Annotated in this window: 18 protein-coding genes; 14 read left to right on the top strand and 4 right to left on the bottom strand. The window is 60.4% G+C overall.

The genetic code is table 11. The annotated features are described in order from the left end of the window. The first annotated feature begins 61 nt into the window (after positions 1–61). Positions 62–1,425 (top strand): IS3 family transposase gene (locus PAF12_RS17365; protein WP_271106531.1). Its coding sequence is split into 2 segments (ribosomal slippage): positions 62–409 and positions 412–1,425, totalling 1,362 coding nucleotides; the frame shifts between segments, so codons are not numbered across the junction. Positions 1,426–1,710: 285 nt separating this feature from the next. Here the strand turns inward: PAF12_RS17365 and PAF12_RS17360 are convergent. Continuing rightward, positions 1,711–2,109 (bottom strand): helix-turn-helix domain-containing protein, encoded by a 399-nt coding sequence (locus tag PAF12_RS17360; protein ID WP_040546033.1) that lies wholly within the window; start codon positions 2,107–2,109, stop codon positions 1,711–1,713. 91 nt (positions 2,110–2,200) lie between these two features. On the opposite strand from PAF12_RS17360, the gene PAF12_RS17355 reads away from it, so the two are divergent. Genes PAF12_RS17355 through PAF12_RS17320 form a run of 8 tightly spaced genes read left to right on the top strand, consistent with a single transcriptional unit; the run spans position 2,201 to position 6,915 of the window. Further along, a complete protein-coding gene (locus PAF12_RS17355; RefSeq protein WP_007803565.1) occupies positions 2,201–2,608 on the top strand; it encodes a mercuric transporter MerT family protein in 408 nt (135 codons plus the stop codon). Between the two features lie 15 nt (positions 2,609–2,623). Beyond that, positions 2,624–2,926 carry a hypothetical protein gene (locus PAF12_RS17350; protein WP_040545980.1) on the top strand — a complete coding sequence of 101 codons (303 nt, stop codon included), beginning with the start codon at positions 2,624–2,626 and terminating at the stop codon, positions 2,924–2,926. Between the two features lie 30 nt (positions 2,927–2,956). After that, a complete protein-coding gene (locus tag PAF12_RS17345; protein WP_072629817.1) occupies positions 2,957–3,208 on the top strand; it encodes a hypothetical protein in 252 nt (83 codons plus the stop codon). Then, positions 3,205–3,591 carry a mercury resistance system transport protein MerF gene (gene merF, locus PAF12_RS17340; protein ID WP_007803570.1) on the top strand — a complete coding sequence of 129 codons (387 nt, stop codon included), beginning with the start codon at positions 3,205–3,207 and terminating at the stop codon, positions 3,589–3,591. Before PAF12_RS17345 ends, merF begins: the two co-directional genes overlap by 4 nt. Then, positions 3,588–3,725: a hypothetical protein gene (locus PAF12_RS17335; RefSeq protein ID WP_007803572.1), complete on the top strand. Its 138-nt coding sequence runs from the start codon at positions 3,588–3,590 to the stop codon at positions 3,723–3,725. The genes merF and PAF12_RS17335 overlap by 4 nt, the downstream gene beginning before the upstream one ends. Before the next feature lies 1 nt (position 3,726). Continuing rightward, a complete protein-coding gene (gene merA, locus PAF12_RS17330) occupies positions 3,727–5,157 on the top strand; it encodes a mercury(II) reductase (RefSeq protein WP_040545982.1) in 1,431 nt (476 codons plus the stop codon). A 22-nt stretch (positions 5,158–5,179) separates the two neighbouring features. Beyond that, complete coding sequence (locus tag PAF12_RS17325; protein WP_271109851.1) at positions 5,180–6,532, top strand: NAD(P)/FAD-dependent oxidoreductase; 1,353 nt, start codon at positions 5,180–5,182, stop codon at positions 6,530–6,532. A gap of 56 nt (positions 6,533–6,588) precedes the next feature. Beyond that, positions 6,589–6,915, top strand: a complete 327-nt coding sequence (locus PAF12_RS17320) for a YnfA family protein (protein WP_040546036.1) — start codon at positions 6,589–6,591, stop codon at positions 6,913–6,915. Between the two features lie 521 nt (positions 6,916–7,436). Here PAF12_RS17320 and PAF12_RS17315 read toward each other — a convergent pair. After that, positions 7,437–8,828, bottom strand: coding sequence for a HAMP domain-containing sensor histidine kinase (locus PAF12_RS17315; RefSeq protein WP_271109850.1), 1,392 nt, complete (start codon positions 8,826–8,828; stop codon positions 7,437–7,439). 10 nt (positions 8,829–8,838) lie between these two features. Beyond that, positions 8,839–9,510, bottom strand: coding sequence for a response regulator transcription factor (locus PAF12_RS17310; protein ID WP_119746555.1), 672 nt, complete (start codon positions 9,508–9,510; stop codon positions 8,839–8,841). Positions 9,511–9,633: 123 nt separating this feature from the next. Here PAF12_RS17310 and PAF12_RS17305 point away from each other — a divergent pair, with 123 nt between their 5' ends. From PAF12_RS17305 to mcrC, 5 genes are all read left to right on the top strand, one after another. After that, entirely contained in the window at positions 9,634–11,205 is a 1,572-nt protein-coding gene (locus PAF12_RS17305; protein WP_271109849.1) for a glycosyltransferase family 39 protein, read from the top strand. A gap of 8 nt (positions 11,206–11,213) precedes the next feature. Then, positions 11,214–12,218, top strand: coding sequence for a glycosyltransferase family 2 protein (locus PAF12_RS17300; protein WP_271109848.1), 1,005 nt, complete (start codon positions 11,214–11,216; stop codon positions 12,216–12,218). Further along, positions 12,212–12,598, top strand: a complete 387-nt coding sequence (locus PAF12_RS17295; protein WP_119746558.1) for a GtrA family protein — start codon at positions 12,212–12,214, stop codon at positions 12,596–12,598. Before PAF12_RS17300 ends, PAF12_RS17295 begins: the two co-directional genes overlap by 7 nt. 323 nt (positions 12,599–12,921) lie before the next feature. Next, the gene (locus PAF12_RS17285) at positions 12,922–14,724 is read left to right on the top strand and encodes an AAA family ATPase (protein ID WP_350135618.1); all 1,803 of its coding nucleotides are present in this window, start codon (positions 12,922–12,924) and stop codon (positions 14,722–14,724) included. After that, positions 14,724–15,803, top strand: a complete 1,080-nt coding sequence (mcrC, locus tag PAF12_RS17280; RefSeq protein ID WP_271109847.1) for a 5-methylcytosine-specific restriction endonuclease system specificity protein McrC — start codon at positions 14,724–14,726, stop codon at positions 15,801–15,803. The genes PAF12_RS17285 and mcrC overlap by 1 nt, the downstream gene beginning before the upstream one ends. Before the next feature lie 189 nt (positions 15,804–15,992). On the opposite strand, the gene PAF12_RS17275 is transcribed toward mcrC, so the two are convergent. After that, a complete protein-coding gene (locus tag PAF12_RS17275) occupies positions 15,993–16,460 on the bottom strand; it encodes a DUF411 domain-containing protein (RefSeq protein WP_121634690.1) in 468 nt (155 codons plus the stop codon). Positions 16,461–16,467 lie beyond the last annotated feature (7 nt).

Below are 16,467 nucleotides of genomic sequence, written 5' to 3'. Positions count from 1 at the left end.
CAGATTTGAGGTTGTGATTTAAGGAGGATTTGGGCTTCGTCGTAGTGACGAAGGAACGAAGATGAAGCCCAAATCCTCCAATTCAAAATCGCCGACCAAGCCCCCTGCAGATCGGGTGGTCAAGGACATCCGGCGTCAGACCCGCCGCCACTTCTCGGCCGAAGACAAGATCCGCATCGTGCTTGAAGGTCTTCGCGGTGACGACAGTATCGCCGAGTTGTGCCGCAAAGAGGGCATCGCGCAGAGTCTGTACTACAGCTGGTCCAAGGAGTTCATGGAAGCCGGCAAACGCCGCCTGGCCGGGGACACCGCCCGTGCGGCGACCTCCGGTGACGTGCAGGACTTGCGCCGCGAAGCCCGTGCGCTGAAGGAGTGCGTGGCGGACCTGACGCTGGAAAACCGCTTGCTTAAAAAAAGCATGATCGCGGATGGGGGCGACGACGAATGAGGTATCCCGCATCCGAGAAGCTGGAGATCATCCGTATCGTCGAGCAGTCGCACCTGCCGGCCAGGCGGACGCTGGACCAGCTCGGCATTGCCCGCCGGACCTTCTACCGCTGGTATGACCGCTACCGGGAAGGTGGGCCGGAAGCGCTGGAGGATCGCCCTTCGGCACCGAACCGGGTGTGGAACCGCATTGGCGAGGACATCCAGGACCAGATCGTCGAGATGGCGTTGGAGGCGACCGACCTCAGCCCACGCGAACTGGCCGTGCGCTTCACCGACGAGAAACACTACTTCGTGTCGGAAGCCACGGTCTACCGGTTGCTCAAGGCCCATGACCTGATCACCAGCCCAGCCTATACGGTAATCAAGGCGGCCGATCAGTTCCACACCAAGACCACGCGGCCGAATGAGATGTGGCAGACCGACTTCACCTACTTCAAGATCATCGGGTGGGGCTGGATGTACCTCTCGACGGTGCTTGACGACTTCTCGCGCTACATCATCGCCTGGAAGCTATGCACCAACATGCGGGCCGAGGACGTGACCGACACGCTGGACCTCGCGCTCGCCGCCTCGGGCTGCGACAGCGCCACCGTTCTACACAAACCCAGGCTGCTATCGGACAATGGCCCCAGCTACATCGCGGGCGAGCTGGCCGAATACATCGAGTCCAACAAGATGAGCCATGTGCGCGGCGCGCCGTGCCACCCGCAGACCCAGGGCAAGATCGAGCGCTGGCACCAGACCCTGAAGAACCGCATCCTGTTGGAGAACTACTTCCTGCCCGGCGACCTCGAGTCCCAGATCGAGGCCTTCGTCGAGCACTACAACAACCAGCGTTACCACGAGAGCCTGGCCAACGTGACGCCTGCCGATGTCTACTTCGGCAGGGCACAGGCCATCATCAAACAGCGCGAAAGGATCAAACGAAAAACCATCGAATATCGGCGCTTGCAGCACCGCAAGCTCACAGCCTAACATCAAATCCCAGACGAGGCCCGCTCTCCGCTAGTCTACGCCCCAATCTGCGCCAAATGTTCTGACGACGGACATGATAGTTTTCCATGTAGCCAACTATACAAAAAGTTGGCCGTTTAGCAAACTATTTCTACAAACGGATATTCGCCGCGACGCAGCAGGAACGTTGGTCTGGGCTCGCTCCCGACCATCGCCGCAGCTTGCCTGAGCGACGGCACAGCGGACTTTTCGGGCTTTCGCTGCGCCGTTCACGAAGGTCCGTTGCCCCCTCTTCTTCAGGGTGGACTAAGCATCGAGTAACGCATCGATCACCGCGCATTCTGGGGCAGCATCGCCGGTGCATCGCGCAACAGTGTCCGACAGGACGCGCTCGATGCGCTGCAGATCGGCAATCTTGGCCTGAACGTCAGTCAGATGATCTTCGGCGATGATCTGCACCTCGGCGCATGTCCGGGATCGGTCATCGACCAGCCCAAGCAGCCCGCGAACCTCTTCGAGAGAAAAGCCTAGATCGCGGGACCGCATGACGAATTTCAGCCGCTTGACGTGGGCATCGTCGTAGCTTCGGTAGCCCTTCGTACTGCGCGGCGGGTCCGGCATGATCCCGATTTTCTCGTAATAGCGAATGGTTTCCAGGTTGCAGCCCGTTGCGCGGGCCAAATCGCCCCGCCGAATTGATCTCACGCTTGTGTTACTCATTGTGCCGAAAAATCCCTTGAGCCTGTATCAACTACAGACCCTAGAACGGTGGAAACATCTGTTCAAGGAAGATTCGATGGAACAACATTTGGCGGAACTTCCGCAATCTCAGTCGCAGAAAATTGGCGACGAAACCACCAAGGGATGGGGCGTGACCGGCCTCGGCGTCCTCGGTGCGCTGGCGATGACTTCTTGCTGCATCCTTCCATTGGTGCTGGTCAGCTTTGGCGTGACAGGCGTGTTCATCGCGCAGCTCGGGGCGCTCTATGCCTACAAATGGTACACCTTCGCGCTGAGCGCCGCGTTTTTGGGATACGGCTTCTACAAGGCTTACAAGCCTGTAGATGCCGAGGCCTGTGCCGATGGCACCTGCGCCCGCCCCATCGACCGCCGCATCATGCGCGCAACCCTCTGGGCCGCTTCCGCGATTGTCGCTGTCGCCATGATCTTTCCCTACATCACCCCCTTCATCCTGAAATTCTGAACGAGGACCATGACCATGAAGCATCTCCTGTTATCCGCCCTGGCCATCGTCGCACTCTCGACCCCGGCCCTCGCTGAAGAGCGCCAGGTCGAGATCGCCGTCAGCGAACTGACATGCCCGTCCTGTTCGTTCATTGTTGCCAGCTCGATGCGCGGTGTTCCGTCGGTCGAGATCGCCGCATTCGAGGACGGCCCCGAATACGGGCAGGGTGTTTACAGCGTGACCTACGATGACGCCGAAACTTCCATCGAAAGCATCATCGGCGCGGTGACGGCCAATGGCTATCCGGCGCAGGTGCTGCCCGACACAGCCTCCTGAGCCGCCTGCAATGCGTGACAATCTCCTGCAATGCGTGACAATCTGATGGGTGGCCTGCTGGCCTTCGGAATAGCAGCTCCGGTCGTGGTCGTCTGCTGCGGCGGCGGAACTGCCGTGCTTGCAGCGTTGTTCGGCGGCGTTGGGGCTTGGCTCTCTGGAATGAGTGGCATTGCCGTGCTGGTTTTGGCGGGTCTGACCTACCTGATCGTCCGCGCACTGCGTCGTTCGCAAATGAAACGCGCCTCCGGCCCCGACCCATCACAGAGAAAGACGGCTCCTTGACTGACACACCTGAAAATTCCGACCGTCTGCTGAAATGGGGGCTTGGCGGTGCGCTCTTCGCCGCGCTCTGCTGCTTTACACCGCTTCTGGTCGTCATCGTCGCTGGCGTCGGATTGTCGGCCCTCACGGGCTGGCTCGATTACGCCCTGTTCCCGCTGCTGTTTTTCAGCCTCGCCGTGGTGGCACAGGCCCTTTGGCTGCGCGCTGGCAAACCGGGACCGGCCCCGAAACTTTGGGCCACCGGCCTCGCGGTGGCCCTGTCGATCCTGATCATTCTTCTCGAATTCAGGTTCGCAATACGGATCACAATCGGCGTTTTCGCCGCCACAGCACTCTACGCGGTTCTCCTGAACCGTGCGCAAAAGAAAGGATCGCTCTTATGATGATGGGATGTTGCACCGCCACCGGCATGGTCTTCGGCCTCCTCGGCATGTTGACACCGCTGATCGCCATCGGCGCGGTCATATATCTGCTCGCCGCCAGACCAAAAGACCCCGAACATGGCGAGGCGCGCTGAGATGAAAGACCTGAACAAAACCGACGATGAACAGGGCGGCTATGACCTGATCGTTCTTGGGGCCGGATCGGCGGGGTTCTCCGCCGCAATTACCGGCGCGGATGCCGGAAAGCGTGTCGCCCTCGTAGGACATGGCACCATCGGCGGAACTTGCGTCAACGTGGGATGCGTGCCCTCCAAGGCGATGATCCGTGCGGCAGAGGCCGTGCACTGTGCGGGGGCTGCCAAGCGGTTCCCCGGCCTGTCGGGACGGGCACAAGTGGATGATTGGCAGACGCTCGTTCAGTCCAAGGACGATCTGGTCACGACCCTGCGCCAGAAGAAATACGCGGACCTTCTGCCGGAATATGAGGATGTCGATTACATCGACGCCGGTCCCGCGCGGCTGATCGAAGGTGGCGTGACAGTCGGTGAGCGAACCCTGAAAGCACCGAGGACCATCATCGCCACGGGCGGGCGTCCCGTTCTGCCGACCATCGACGGCATCGAGGAAATCGGCGCGCTCAACAGCACCAGTCTTCTGGAACTCGAAGTACTGCCGAAAAGCCTGATCTTCATCGGCGCGGGCTACATTGGCGCGGAGCTGGCCCAGATGATGAGCCGCATGGGCGTGAAGGTCACGCTTGTCGCCCGTTCGCATCTGTTGCCCGGCGCGGAACCAGAGGTCTCGGAGGCATTGGCGGCGGCGTTCGAGGCCGAAGGCATCACTCTTCTGACCGGGTTAAGCTACGACACTGTGCGCCGCGACGACGCGGGCGTGACACTGCGCGTGATCCAGAACGGAAAGCCTGTCGAAGTGACGGCGGATCACCTCGTTTCGACCGCTGGCAGGCGGGCCAATACCAAAGATATGGGCCTGGACGCAATCGGCGTGGAAACCGACGCGCGTGGGTCCATCGTCGTCGGCGAGGACATGCAGACATCGGTGCGCGGCATCTATGCCGCAGGCGATGTGACCGACCGCGACCAGTTCGTCTATATGGCGGCCTATGGTGCAAAGCTCGCGGCCAAAAATGCGGTTCTCGGCGAAGACCATCGCTACGACAACGCCGCGATGCCCTGGGTGGTGTTTTCCGACCCGCAGGTCGCGGGCGTCGGTCTCGGTGAAGCCCAGGCGCGGGACGCGGGCCTCGACGTCAAGACGTCCATCGTACCGCTCGATCAGGTGCCGCGCGCACTGGCCGCACGCGACACGCGCGGATTGATCAAGCTGGTGGCGGACAGAAAGTCCGACCGGCTGCTTGGCGGCCAGATCATCGCGCCCGAGGGGTCCGATACGATCCAGACCCTCGTTATGGCGCTGAAGTTTGGCATGACCACAAAGGCGCTCGGGGAGACGATCTTCCCCTATCTGACGACCGTGGAAGGGCTGAAGCTGGCGGCGCAAACCTTCGATATGGACGTGGCAAAGTTGAGCTGCTGCGCCGGATGAAGATCAGGACAAGGACCGGAGAATGAATGAAGACTACGACCTGATCGTCATCGGGGCGGGCATGGCGGGCGTGGCCGCGGCCAACAAATGTGGCGCGGCAGGATGGCGTGTCGCCATTGTCGATGCGCTGCCCTACGGCGGCACCTGCGCATTGCGCGGCTGCGATCCAAAGAAAATCCTGCGGCGCGGTGCGGAAATCATGGACGCGGCACGGCTCATGCAGGGCAAGGGGATCGATCCCGGTGATCTGTCGATCAACTGGGCCGATCTGATGGCACACAAGCGTGGCTTCACCGATCCCGTGCCGGACAAGATGGAAAAGGGCCTGTCGGGCAACGGCGTCGAAACCCTGCATGGAGCCGCGCGGTTCACGGGAAGCAACACGCTGGAGGTCGATGGAACGGCATATCAGTCGGAACGGTTCCTCGTGGCCGCCGGTGCCATGCCCAGGCCGCTGAGCTTCACAGGGGCCGATCTCGTGATCGACAGCACGGATTTCCTCAACCTGGAGGCCCTTCCCAATCGGGTTCTTTTTATCGGTGGCGGCTTCGTGTCCTTCGAGTTTGCGCATATCGCCGCACGGGCCGGAGCCAACCCGATCATCGTGGATCGTGGCGCCCGGCCCTTACGCGGCTTCGATCCCGATCTGGTCGAAATGCTGATCGACCGCAGCGGCGGTATCGGCGTGGACCTGATGCGCGAAACCGAAATCGTGTCGGTCTCGGAAGCCAGTAGAGCATTCACTGTCGAGGTGAAGTCGGGCGATGAAACCCGAACAATCGAAACCGATCTGGTCGTGCATGGCGCGGGCCGTGTGGCAGCCCTGGCCGATCTGAATCTTGAGGCGGCTGGTGTTGATTACAGCGACAAGGGCATCGTTGTAGCCCCGCATCTGCAAAGCACGACGAACAGCGCGGTCTTTGCCGCCGGAGATTGCGCCGACACCGATGGCATGCCGCTGACGCCAGTCGCAGTGATCGAAGGGAAGGTCGCGGCCTCCAACATGCTCAAAGACACTCAGACCGCACCGGATTATGCCGGTATTCCTACAGCCGTCTTCACAGTCCCGGAAGTGGCGCGTGTCGGTATGTTGGAAAGTGAGGCAAGGGACGCCGGGTATGATGTCGATGTTCGGTTCACCGACACTGGCGATTGGTATTCGAACTACCGGATCGGCGAGACCTCTGCTGCCGCGAAGGTCCTCGTGGACAAGTCGAACGGCAAGATCCTCGGCGCGCACCTGTTCGGCCCGGAATACGGCGAACTGATCAATTTCTTCGGGCTGGCAATCAAGCTGGGCCTGGCGGCCAAGCAACTTAAGTCGATGACGGCGGCCTATCCAAGTGTTGGATCGGATTTGGGCTCGCTTCCCTGAATTTGAAAGATTTTTCGCAATAGACCCGATCCTCCTCGGAACGTATGTCTGGCCCGATGAAGACGGTTCTTATCTACTTCGCCGCTGCGCTGGCCGAAATTGCCGGATGCTTTGCTTTCTGGGCCTGGTTCCGGCTGGACAAGAGCGTGTTTTGGTTGGCACCGGGCATGCTGTCCCTTGCCGCTTTCGCCTGGCTACTGGCGCTCAGCCCCGCCGATCAGGCGGGCCGCGCCTATGCAGTCTACGGTGGCGTTTACATCGTATCGTCCCTGCTGTGGCTATGGGGCGTAGAAGGGCATCGCCCGGATCAATGGGATGTAGTTGGAGCGGTCATTTGCCTTGTCGGTGCGGGTATTATTCTCTGGGCACCGCGCAGTATTTGAGAGGCAGCCGCAGACGGGGTGAAGCGCTGAATCGTTCGATTAGATCGCCTTTTGGTTCACGCGTTCCGACAACTCGGCGCTGCTTTCCCTCCGCATCGCGGCTGCGATCAAGCAGGTTTTCTACCGCCCTCGAAAGCAGCGATACATCCTTTACGCAGCATCGGTCAAAGTGGGCTCGATGCGGTCATGCGGCGGTGCGGCAGGCCGTGTGACCATCCTGGCAGAGCGACATGGCACGCCCGGCCCTTTACTGCCATTCGATATAGTCTCGGCGCCACTATGTGGCGTCACCAAACCAGCCATTCATGTTCGTCGCAGCAATTCTTGGCCGGTGGAAGTCATTGATCTGTGACCTTGATACCGCTCGTCGCGGGTGCGGAATCAGCACAGCGGTTGCGAGGGCTGAAGAAGGTCGGGGGAGGTGCGGAGGTCGGCGGTGCAACGCATCAAGTGCGGCATTGTTCGGATGCATCCTGCCATTCGCAGCCGTAGCATAACAGCGAACCCAAAAACGATAGAAATCAGCGGGGTTCGTAATCTTCGCGAGCAATAGGCGGAAACGAGACCAGAACGCGCAGGCCCGGATGATTATCGTTCAGTGTCAACACCGCGCCATGCAATTCGGCAATCGCCCATACCATGCTGAGTCCCAAGCCATTGCCCGGGGTCGTGCGACTCTTCTCGAGGCGATAGAAACGGCGGAAAACCTTGTCGCGTTCTGCTGTGGGGATGCCCGGACCATTGTCGGAAACCTGAAGCAGGGCGCTGTCATCCACCCTCGACAGCGTTACCTCGATCCGCGTACCTGATGAACAGTGACGCAGGGCGTTTTCAACGAGATTTGCGATCATCTGGGTCAGGAGTTGCTGATCGCCCTGAACCATCGCGTCCTGATCTTCGATGTCAAACCTCAGCGTTTGACCGTTTTCTTCGGCGACGGGGCCGTAGGCGTCTTCGATCCGGGCGAGGATCGGGGCAAGCGGGGCTGCGGTAAACCGACCTGACCGCTGACCGGATTCGATCTGCCCGATCCGCAGCAGGGCGTGGAATGTCTCGATCAGATCGTCGGCGATCTCCACGGCTTGTTCCGCATCTTCCCTGATCTCGGAAGTCAGGTCGGGCGCATTCAGAAGCACATCCAGCCGTTGTCGCAGGCGTTGCATGGGCGTGCGAAGGTCATGGGCGATATCGGCCGAAATCTGTTTCTGGCTTTCGACCATCTGCTGAAGCTGTGCGATGGTGCGGTTGATTTCATCTGCCATACGGGCAAGGTCATCGCCATCGCTGCCAGTGACGGGGACGCGTCGATCCAATTGCCCCAATGCCACTGATTTCAGCGTCGTGGAGATCCGGGTCAGCCGCCGTTCGGTTCTGCGGCCGACAATGACCCCGGCCAGTAAACCGGTAAGCAGCAAGAGGATAAAACCTGCAAGGAATCCGCGACCTAAAACCTCGCGCAGCTCTTCAAGAAAATAGGTGCTTGTGCCCAATGTCAGCCGGTTCGGGCCGAGCTGCGCCGAATGAAGCAGGTAGCCTGTCACATCGTCATAACGGGGCTTTTCGGCTTGGATTGCATTGACCGGGACGTAGCCGCTGCTGCCCTGCCAGTCGATGGCATCGACATTTCCGGTCAGAACGTTGCCATCCGCGTCCTGAAGCAGATAGATCCGATAATCCTCGAAATTGAACCCGGCAAATCCGCCAAGCTTTGCCTGAACCCCGTCCAGACCTTCGCTTTCGTAAAGATTGGCAAAACCGGCTGAATCGTCCGCAAGTTGGTCTAGTACCCATTCGCTGATTTCGCGATCCGCGAAGTGGTAGGTCAGACCAAAGACGAGGGCAGTGATGATGGCGTAAAGTGCGGCAAAACGCAGAGACAACCGCGCCGAGGTCGAGCGCAGGAAGCGAGACATGCCGCCGGCCCTAGCCATGCAGGCTATACCCGGCACCGCGGACGGTATGGATCAACTCGATCTCGAAGGGCCTGTCCACTTTGTTACGCAATCGACTGATATGGGTCTCGACGACGTTGGTCTTGGGATCGAAATGGAAATCCCAGACCGATTCCAGCAGCATCGTGCGGGTCAGTACCCGGCCGGCATTGCGCATCAGATATTCCAGCAGGCGGAACTCGCGTGGTTGCAGGTCCAGAGAAATGCCTGCCCGCGTGACCGTACGGCGGATCAGGTTCATTTCCAGGTCGGCCACCTGTAAGACGGTTTCCTCGGCTTTCAGTGGCGGCCTGCGAGTCAGCGCCGCCAGCCGCGCTGATAGTTCCTGAAACGAGAATGGCTTGACGAGATAGTCGTCCGATCCCGCCTCAAGCCCCTCGACCCGGTCGTCGATCCCGTCCATCGCCGAAAGGATCAGGATCGGCGTCTCGACTCCTGCGCCGCGCACGGATTTGATCAGGGTCAGCCCATCCAGACCTGGCAACATGCGGTCAAAGATCATCACGTCATAACTGTTGTCCAGCGCCGACAGGAAACCTTCGCGGCCATTGTCGCAATGATCGACCAGATGCCCCTGCGCCCGGAGGCTGGAGGCGATGTAGTCGGCCGTTTCGGCATGGTCCTCGACCACAAGGACGCGCATGGCTGCTGCTTTCCATATCTTGTCTGCCCGCAGGGATAGCCCGCTGTGCGTTTGGGTCAAGACGTCGGGACATTACGGATTGGTATAGTTCCGGCAACACCCCTGACAGATCGTTCTTGATAGATGGCGGCTGACACGAACCGTCAGCCTATCGAGCAGGACAAAATGACAATAATAGATGAGGCCCATGTGCCCCTCCACGCGGCAGTGGCCCGAACCCGCCCAAATGTGAGACCGACGCTGCGTGATATGCAGTTGGATGGCCCGACCCGCCGGTTTCTGGTGGCAGTTCTGACGGGATTCGGGCTCCTGCGGCTCTGGGCAATGTTTGCCGTACCTTTCACCGACACGACCGAGGCCCGTTACGGCGAAATCGCCCGCAAGATGGTTGAAACCGGGAACTGGCTGACACCGCAATTCGACTATGGCGTGCCGTTCTGGGGCAAGCCGCCGCTGCATACCTGGCTGTCGGCAGGGGGGATGCAGTTGTTCGGCGTGAACGAAGTGGCCGCTCGGTTGCCGATCCTGCTGACCGCGCTGGCGGTTCTGTTTCTCGTCTGGCTGTGGGTGCGTGATACCGTCGGGCGCAATACGGCGTTGGTTGCCATGGCGGTGCTGGCGACGATGGCGATGTTCTTTGGCGCTTCGGGTTTCGTGATGACCGACATGCCGATGGTTCTTTGCACGACGCTCGTCATGGTCGGGTTCTGGCAGGCGGTCGGAGGTGGCAACAGTCGTTGGGGTTATGGCGTCTTTCTAGGGCTGGCAATTGGTATGCTGGCCAAGGGGCCGGTGGCGGTTGTGCTGAGCGGCATTCCCTTGATGCTGTGGCTGGCCCTGACATGGAACTGGCACCTGCTGCGCCTGCTGCCATGGGCGCGCGGCATGGTATTACTGACAGCGCTGGCCGCGCCTTGGTATGTCGCCGCCGAAATCGCCACGCCCGGTTTCCTGCGCTACTTCCTGATCGGAGAGCATGTTCAGCGTTTCCTAACCCCCGGCTGGCAGGGTGATCTGTACGGGTCTGGCCATCGGGAAGCCAAGGGCATGATCTGGCTGTTCTGGCAGATGGCTGCCCTGCCTTGGAGCTTGGTTGCCACCTTGCTACTGACCCGCTTCGGCAAGACGGTCACGATGTTTCGACGGGATCGCTCGGGCTGGCTGGTTTATCTGTTGCTCTGGACGTTGTCGCCTTTGCTGCTGTTCACGCCTGCATCAAATATTCTTGCCGCCTATGTCCTGCCCGGCTTGCCGGCTGCAGCTGTCTTGCTGGTGGTGCTGTTCACGCAGGTGTTCGAGGCTCAACCGAGCCGTGCAGCTCGAACAGGATTTGCCATCGCGACATCGGTAATCTTCGCTTTTTTCCTGGCGCTGACCTCGGGCGCGGCTTTCGCGCCGCAGAAGATCCGATTGAAATCCGACAAGGGGCTCGTCGCGGTCGCTAGCGCAGCGATGCCCGGTGCGCCGCTTTATATCCTCGGCGGGCGCAGCTACTCGGCCGAATTCTATTCCCAGGGCAAAGCGCGTGCCATCGATCTCGAAGACTTCGCGCGACTGGCCGGCAGCGGTGCACCGGTGGCTTTCTCGGTGCCTCCGGACATGGCGTCGGAGGCGGCGACATTGGGTCTTGAAAATCTGGGCAAATATGGGCGGCATGTCCTGTTTGTCACCCAGCCGACGAACGAGGTGAAATGATGGGCCGCATGCAGGATATCACTCGCGAAACGGCAAACATGACGCCACGCATGCTCGATTCAGGGCCATTGGCGCCCGATCTATCCTTTGTCATTCCGGCATATAACGAGGCAGAAACAATCGAGGAAACGCTGACACGGGTGTCGCGCAAGGCGTACAGGCTGGTGCCGCATTCCGAGATCGTTGTCGTCGATGACGGCAGCAGCGACGAAACGCTGGAACTGGTCACATCCGGCCAATGGGACCTGCCGGTTCGCCTGCTGCGTCTGTCGCGCAATTTCGGCAAGGAACAGGCGATCATGGCTGGGCTGCGTCATGCGACGGGCAAAGCCGTGGTAATTCTCGACGCCGACCTGCAAGAGCCTTTGCGCTATGTCGATACGATGCTGGAGCGCTACCGAGAAGGCTATGAGATTGTCTACGCCGTCCGCGCCCATCGTGATGATGAAAGCTGGTTGAAGCGCCGCTGTACCGCCGCTTTTTACCGCTTCCTGAATATCGGCAGCGAGGTGTCAATGCCTGCCGGAGCGCGGGACTTCCGGCTGATGGATCGAAAGGTGGTCGATGCGCTTTGCGCGCTGCCCGAAAGCAATCGCTTCATGAAGGGGCTTTATGCCTGGGTCGGTTTCCGCTCGCTTGCCATCCCGGTCGAGTTGCAGCCACGCGCCGGGGGTAGCACCAAGTTCCGCTTCCGCGAACTGCTGAGACTGGGCATGACCGGGCTGACCGCTTTCACCGACTGGCCGTTGCGCATGTGGACCGGCATCGGAATGATCCTTGCCATGCTGTCGATCTTCTACGGGCTGTTTCTAGCCGGCCGCACGCTGCTGCTCGGCCATGCTGTGCCCGGCTGGTCCACGCTGGCAGTGGCGATCTTCTTTTTCAGTGGCATCCAGTTGATGTCCATCGGTGTGTTGGGCGAATATCTGGCGCGGGTCTTCAGCGAGGTGAAAGGTCGCCCCGGCTATCTGATCGCCGAGGATGTCACGATTGCCGCGTCATCCGAATGCTAGGCGCGGTCGCGCGGTTCGCCCTGACCGGGGGCCTGGCGACCCTTGTCCATCTGGGCGTCGCGATCGGCCTTGTCTGGTTTGGCATGCTTCCGCTGATCAGCAACACTGTTGCTTTCCTGATTGCCTTCATGGTCAGTTTCTCTGGTCACCATCTGTTCACCTTCGCCGGACATGGTTCGTCCGCGACCCAGACTTTCGGACGATTCGCTATGGTGGCGGCAATCGGATTTCTAGCAAATGAAATTGTCCTGTTCCTATTGCAGGGCATCGGCTTGTTTCGTCTCGAAGCTGCCGTTCTGATCTCGACCGCCTTTGCGGCTGCCTGTACGTTCATCCTGTCGCGCACTTGGGCGTTTGCAGGGAGCGGTCACGCACGATAGGCCACGCCGCGCCTGCCAGGGGCATTGGTGATGGCAGAATCAACGGCGTCGCGAGATCACGCGGCGACTGATACAAGTCGAGCGTCGCCTTGAATATCTTCAACATTCAGCGGTGTAAGTCCGGCCCACAGCCGACATTCGCCAGGACGGTCATCGCTGCAACGCAGTTCCCCGAACCGGCCTTTCGTGACATCGCGCAGAAAAATTGGATACGCGAAGGTCAGCAGTAGGTAATCGAGGAAACCCGAAGTCCCGACCCAATTGCAAAGATCTCAGCCATCGGGTGTACTGGTCGGAATTTCCTGAAAAACCCGGGGACAGGTGTGAAACTTTTCGAGCAGAAAATTGAAGGCGTTCCGCAGTTCGTCAGCTACTTCGCGCCGGTCCTTGAGGTCTTGCGCGATCTTGGGGGGCGGGCGCGCCCGAAACAGGTCTTCCAAGAAATCGCGCAGCGACATGAAGTACCGGACGACTTCCTGAACCAGACCAACAAAAACGGGCAGCCGAAGTTCAACAATCGGGTTGCCTGGGCACGGTTCTACCTTGTTAAGGCCGGCTACCTCTATTCCCCGAAGCGCGGCATTTGGGCCCTGACCGATGCGGGTGGTTCCATCGAAATGACGGATGACCTCGCCGTCGAGATCTTCAGACAAGAGCATGCAGCACTCAAGGCTGATGAAGACGAAGACCAGGCACCGGAAGGCGATATCGTCCCGGAAGGCATCAACTACTGGTTCGTCGGTGCAGCATGGGACGAAGGCGACCAGACCCCACGCTTCCTTGGTGAAGGCATCTGGCAGAATGGCTATGACGACAAGTTCTCACATCTCGTGAAACAGATGAAGCAGGGCGACCGGATCGCGATCAAGGCGACTTACACGCGCAAGAACGATGTGCCGTTCGAGAACCGAGGGCGACCGGTCAGCGCCATGCGCATCAAGGCGATTGGCACGATTACTGGCAATCCGGGGGACGGGAAGACTGTCGATGTCGCCTGGGAAGAAGTCGACCCGCCACGCGAGTGGTTCTTTTATACCTACCGCACGACTGTCGCCAGGGCGCGCTTTGAGGACGACGACATGGCGAGGCAACTGGTGGCATTCGCCTTCGACGGAGAAAACCAGGACCTGGCACGGTTCCTGGCGCATCCCTACTGGGCCGAAAAGTACGCCGAGGACCTCGAACCCCTCACCCTGATCGAGGAGGAGGAGCAGGCGGACGGCGAGACAGATGCGCCTCCGATCGAGCCCTATGGCATCGACGACATCATTGCCGAGGGCGGGTTCTTGTCGCGTGGCGCGCTCGCGAAACTGATTGCACGCTTGGAGGATAAGAAGAACCTGATCCTTCAGGGTGCGCCAGGCACCGGCAAAACTTGGCTCGCGAAGCGCCTGGCAAAGGCGCTGATCGGGCGACGCACGCCGAAGCCCGAGCAACTGCGCTCGGTCCAGTTCCATCCGTCGCTCTCTTACGAGGATTTCGTGCGAGGCTATCGGCCCAGCTCAGCGGGTCTTGTGATCACCGACGGTGTGTTCCTGCAGGTGGTGGAGGCCGCCCGCGCCCAGCCCGACATCGCGCATTTACTCATCATCGAGGAGATCAATCGCGGCAACCCGGCTCAGGTCTTCGGCGAGATGCTGACACTACTCGAGAACACCAAGCGCAGCCGCGCTGACGCGATCGAGCTCGCCTACCGAAAACAGCCAGGCGAGCGCGTGCATGTCCCGGACAATCTCTACATCATCGGTACGATGAACGTGGCCGACCGCTCGCTGGCACTCGTAGATCTGGCGCTTCGGCGGCGCTTCGCCTTCATCTCGCTCGAGCCCATGCTGAACGATTCCTGGGCCGCATGGTGCGCGGATCGCGGGCTCGACAGCGACATGGTGGATCTGATCCGGGCGCGCATGACGGCGCTGAACGACGAGATATCCGGCGACAGGACTCTAGGTCAGCAGTTCCGCGTCGGCCACTCCTACATCACGCCAACCGAGCCGCTGGCCGATCCGAAGGGCTGGTTCAACGACGTGATAGAAACGGAGATCGGACCGCTGCTCGACGAATACTGGTTTGATGCGCCCGAGAGGGCTGCCGAAGCAAAGGCGCGGCTGCGCGACGGGCTCTGATGGCCTCCGAGATTCCGCTTCGCAACATCTGGATCTTGTTTCTCTATGCCGCGGATCTCGTTCAACTCCAGGGTCGATTCGAGCGCGATGTCGAGCAGGCCCAGGACTTGCCGGATCTCATCGGCCGCCTGATGGCCCACGTGGTCGAAGATCGACTTCACCGCAACCTGAGCCGTGGCTACCAGGCGCGGACAGCAGTTCTGCCGCGTGTACGCGGTCGCATCGACATGCTGGCGACAGAGGCGGGCCAGCTCATGGAGCGCGGTCAGATCGCCTGCCGGTTCGAAGAGCATGTCATGGACACGCCTCGAAACAGGCTGGTTCGCGCTGCGCTTGAACGTCTCTCTGCCCGAGTCTCCGCCCGGGAGACCGGACATCGTTGTCGCAGCCTCGCGGCGGATTTCGCGCGCGCGGGCGTCTCGGCGCGCAGGCCCTCTCGCGCCGAACTGGCGACCGACCAGATAGGCAGGAACGAGAATGCGGACAGAATGATGGTGGCACTTGCCCGGATGGTCTTCGATGGGACGATACCGACCGAAACCAAAGGGGCCTCGCTACAGCCCGGTGATGAGACGACCGAGCACCTGATCCGCCGTCTCTTCGAACGCGCCATCGGCAATGCGCTCCGTATAGCCCTGAAGCCAGAGGGGTGGTCCATTGCCCAGGGGCGACGCCTCGCTTGGCCTGTGTCCGGCACAACCCCAGGCCTGTCCGCGATCCTTCCTGGCATGCAGACCGACATCGAACTGACCCATCCCGAAACCGAACGTCACGTGGTCATCGACACCAAGTTCACCCGAATTCTGACCAGATCGAACCACAGGGACGAAATCTTGCGAAGCGGGTATCTATACCAGATGTATGCATATTTGCGTACACAGGAACACATGGAGCAGCCTCCCAGTCTGACCTCGGAAGGAATTCTGCTCCATCCGCAAGTTGGCGGCAGCGTTGACGAAACCCTGGTTATTCAAGGACACCCTATTTCGTTTAGAACGATAGACCTGACCGCGCCCACAACAGAGTTTGCTTCGCAACTGCACAAGACTGCTACTGCGCAAGCGCGGATCGGAATTTGACGGCCCTGAGCAGCCGTTCGCCAGCGTGGACATCGCCGCAGTGCGGCTTCCCCATACCTGACATTCGTGGCACCTGCAGCATCGTTCAGGGCTTCAAGGTCAGCAGTGCGGGACTTTCCTGACTTTCGCTGCGACTGCGCGGTGTGAGGTTTGTGCAGTGGCCCCACAGCGATCCTGAGATCGGCGCCGTCAGGCAGCCTCGTAGCTGGAGAAGATTTCCGTCCTGCCATCTCCGAGGATCAGGAACACGTCGTAGGCTTCCCGCTCATCCTCTGGCCCCATGCCCGGTGATCCGTAAGGCATCCCAGGCACGGCGAGACCGACGGCATCGGGGCGCTCGGATAGCAGCCGTCGAATGTCGGCCGTCGGCACGTGTCCTTCGATCATGTAGCCCTCGATTTCGCCGGTGTGGCAGGAGGTCATGTTCTGGGGGATGCCGTTCTCGAGCTTGTGCCGGATCAGGAGGGTGCCGAAGCTGCGCTCGGTGGTGACCTTAAATCCGTTCTCTTTGAGGATCTCGATCCAAGCTGTGCAGCAGCCACAGTTCGGGTCTTTCAGAACGTGGATCGCGGGAGAGCTTTGAGACAGTCCGGCGGTCGGTGCCGTCGCGGCGAAGCAAGCGGCGGAGGCCATCACGGCGCGGCGGGTGAGGGTCATCAGGGTT

Origin of the sequence: Paracoccus sp. SCSIO 75233, assembly GCF_027912675.1 — a bacterium.
Lineage (GTDB): Bacteria > Pseudomonadota > Alphaproteobacteria > Rhodobacterales > Rhodobacteraceae > Paracoccus.
The sequence above is the reverse complement of the archived record's forward strand: the minus strand, read 5'-3'. Positions and strand labels throughout refer to the sequence as shown.

What these genes read in the sequence shown, in the direction of transcription:
- PAF12_RS17355 (WP_007803565.1), top strand. Translation starts at nt 2,201, where the DNA reads ATGGAACAACATTTGGCGGAACTTCCGCAATCTCAGTCGCAGAAAATT.
- PAF12_RS17350 (WP_040545980.1), top strand. Translation starts at nt 2,624, where the DNA reads ATGAAGCATCTCCTGTTATCCGCCCTGGCCATCGTCGCACTCTCGACC.
- PAF12_RS17345 (WP_072629817.1), top strand. Translation starts at nt 2,957, where the DNA reads ATGCGTGACAATCTGATGGGTGGCCTGCTGGCCTTCGGAATAGCAGCT.
- PAF12_RS17335 (WP_007803572.1), top strand. Translation starts at nt 3,588, where the DNA reads ATGATGATGGGATGTTGCACCGCCACCGGCATGGTCTTCGGCCTCCTC.
- merA (WP_040545982.1), top strand. Translation starts at nt 3,727, where the DNA reads ATGAAAGACCTGAACAAAACCGACGATGAACAGGGCGGCTATGACCTG.
- PAF12_RS17325 (WP_271109851.1), top strand. Translation starts at nt 5,180, where the DNA reads ATGAATGAAGACTACGACCTGATCGTCATCGGGGCGGGCATGGCGGGC.
- PAF12_RS17320 (WP_040546036.1), top strand. Translation starts at nt 6,589, where the DNA reads ATGAAGACGGTTCTTATCTACTTCGCCGCTGCGCTGGCCGAAATTGCC.
- PAF12_RS17315 (WP_271109850.1), bottom strand. Translation starts at nt 8,828, where the DNA reads ATGTCTCGCTTCCTGCGCTCGACCTCGGCGCGGTTGTCTCTGCGTTTT.
- PAF12_RS17310 (WP_119746555.1), bottom strand. Translation starts at nt 9,510, where the DNA reads ATGCGCGTCCTTGTGGTCGAGGACCATGCCGAAACGGCCGACTACATC.
- PAF12_RS17305 (WP_271109849.1), top strand. Translation starts at nt 9,634, where the DNA reads ATGGCGGCTGACACGAACCGTCAGCCTATCGAGCAGGACAAAATGACA.
- PAF12_RS17300 (WP_271109848.1), top strand. Translation starts at nt 11,214, where the DNA reads ATGCAGGATATCACTCGCGAAACGGCAAACATGACGCCACGCATGCTC.
- PAF12_RS17295 (WP_119746558.1), top strand. Translation starts at nt 12,212, where the DNA reads ATGCTAGGCGCGGTCGCGCGGTTCGCCCTGACCGGGGGCCTGGCGACC.
- mcrC (WP_271109847.1), top strand. Translation starts at nt 14,724, where the DNA reads ATGGCCTCCGAGATTCCGCTTCGCAACATCTGGATCTTGTTTCTCTAT.
- PAF12_RS17275 (WP_121634690.1), bottom strand. Translation starts at nt 16,460, where the DNA reads ATGACCCTCACCCGCCGCGCCGTGATGGCCTCCGCCGCTTGCTTCGCC.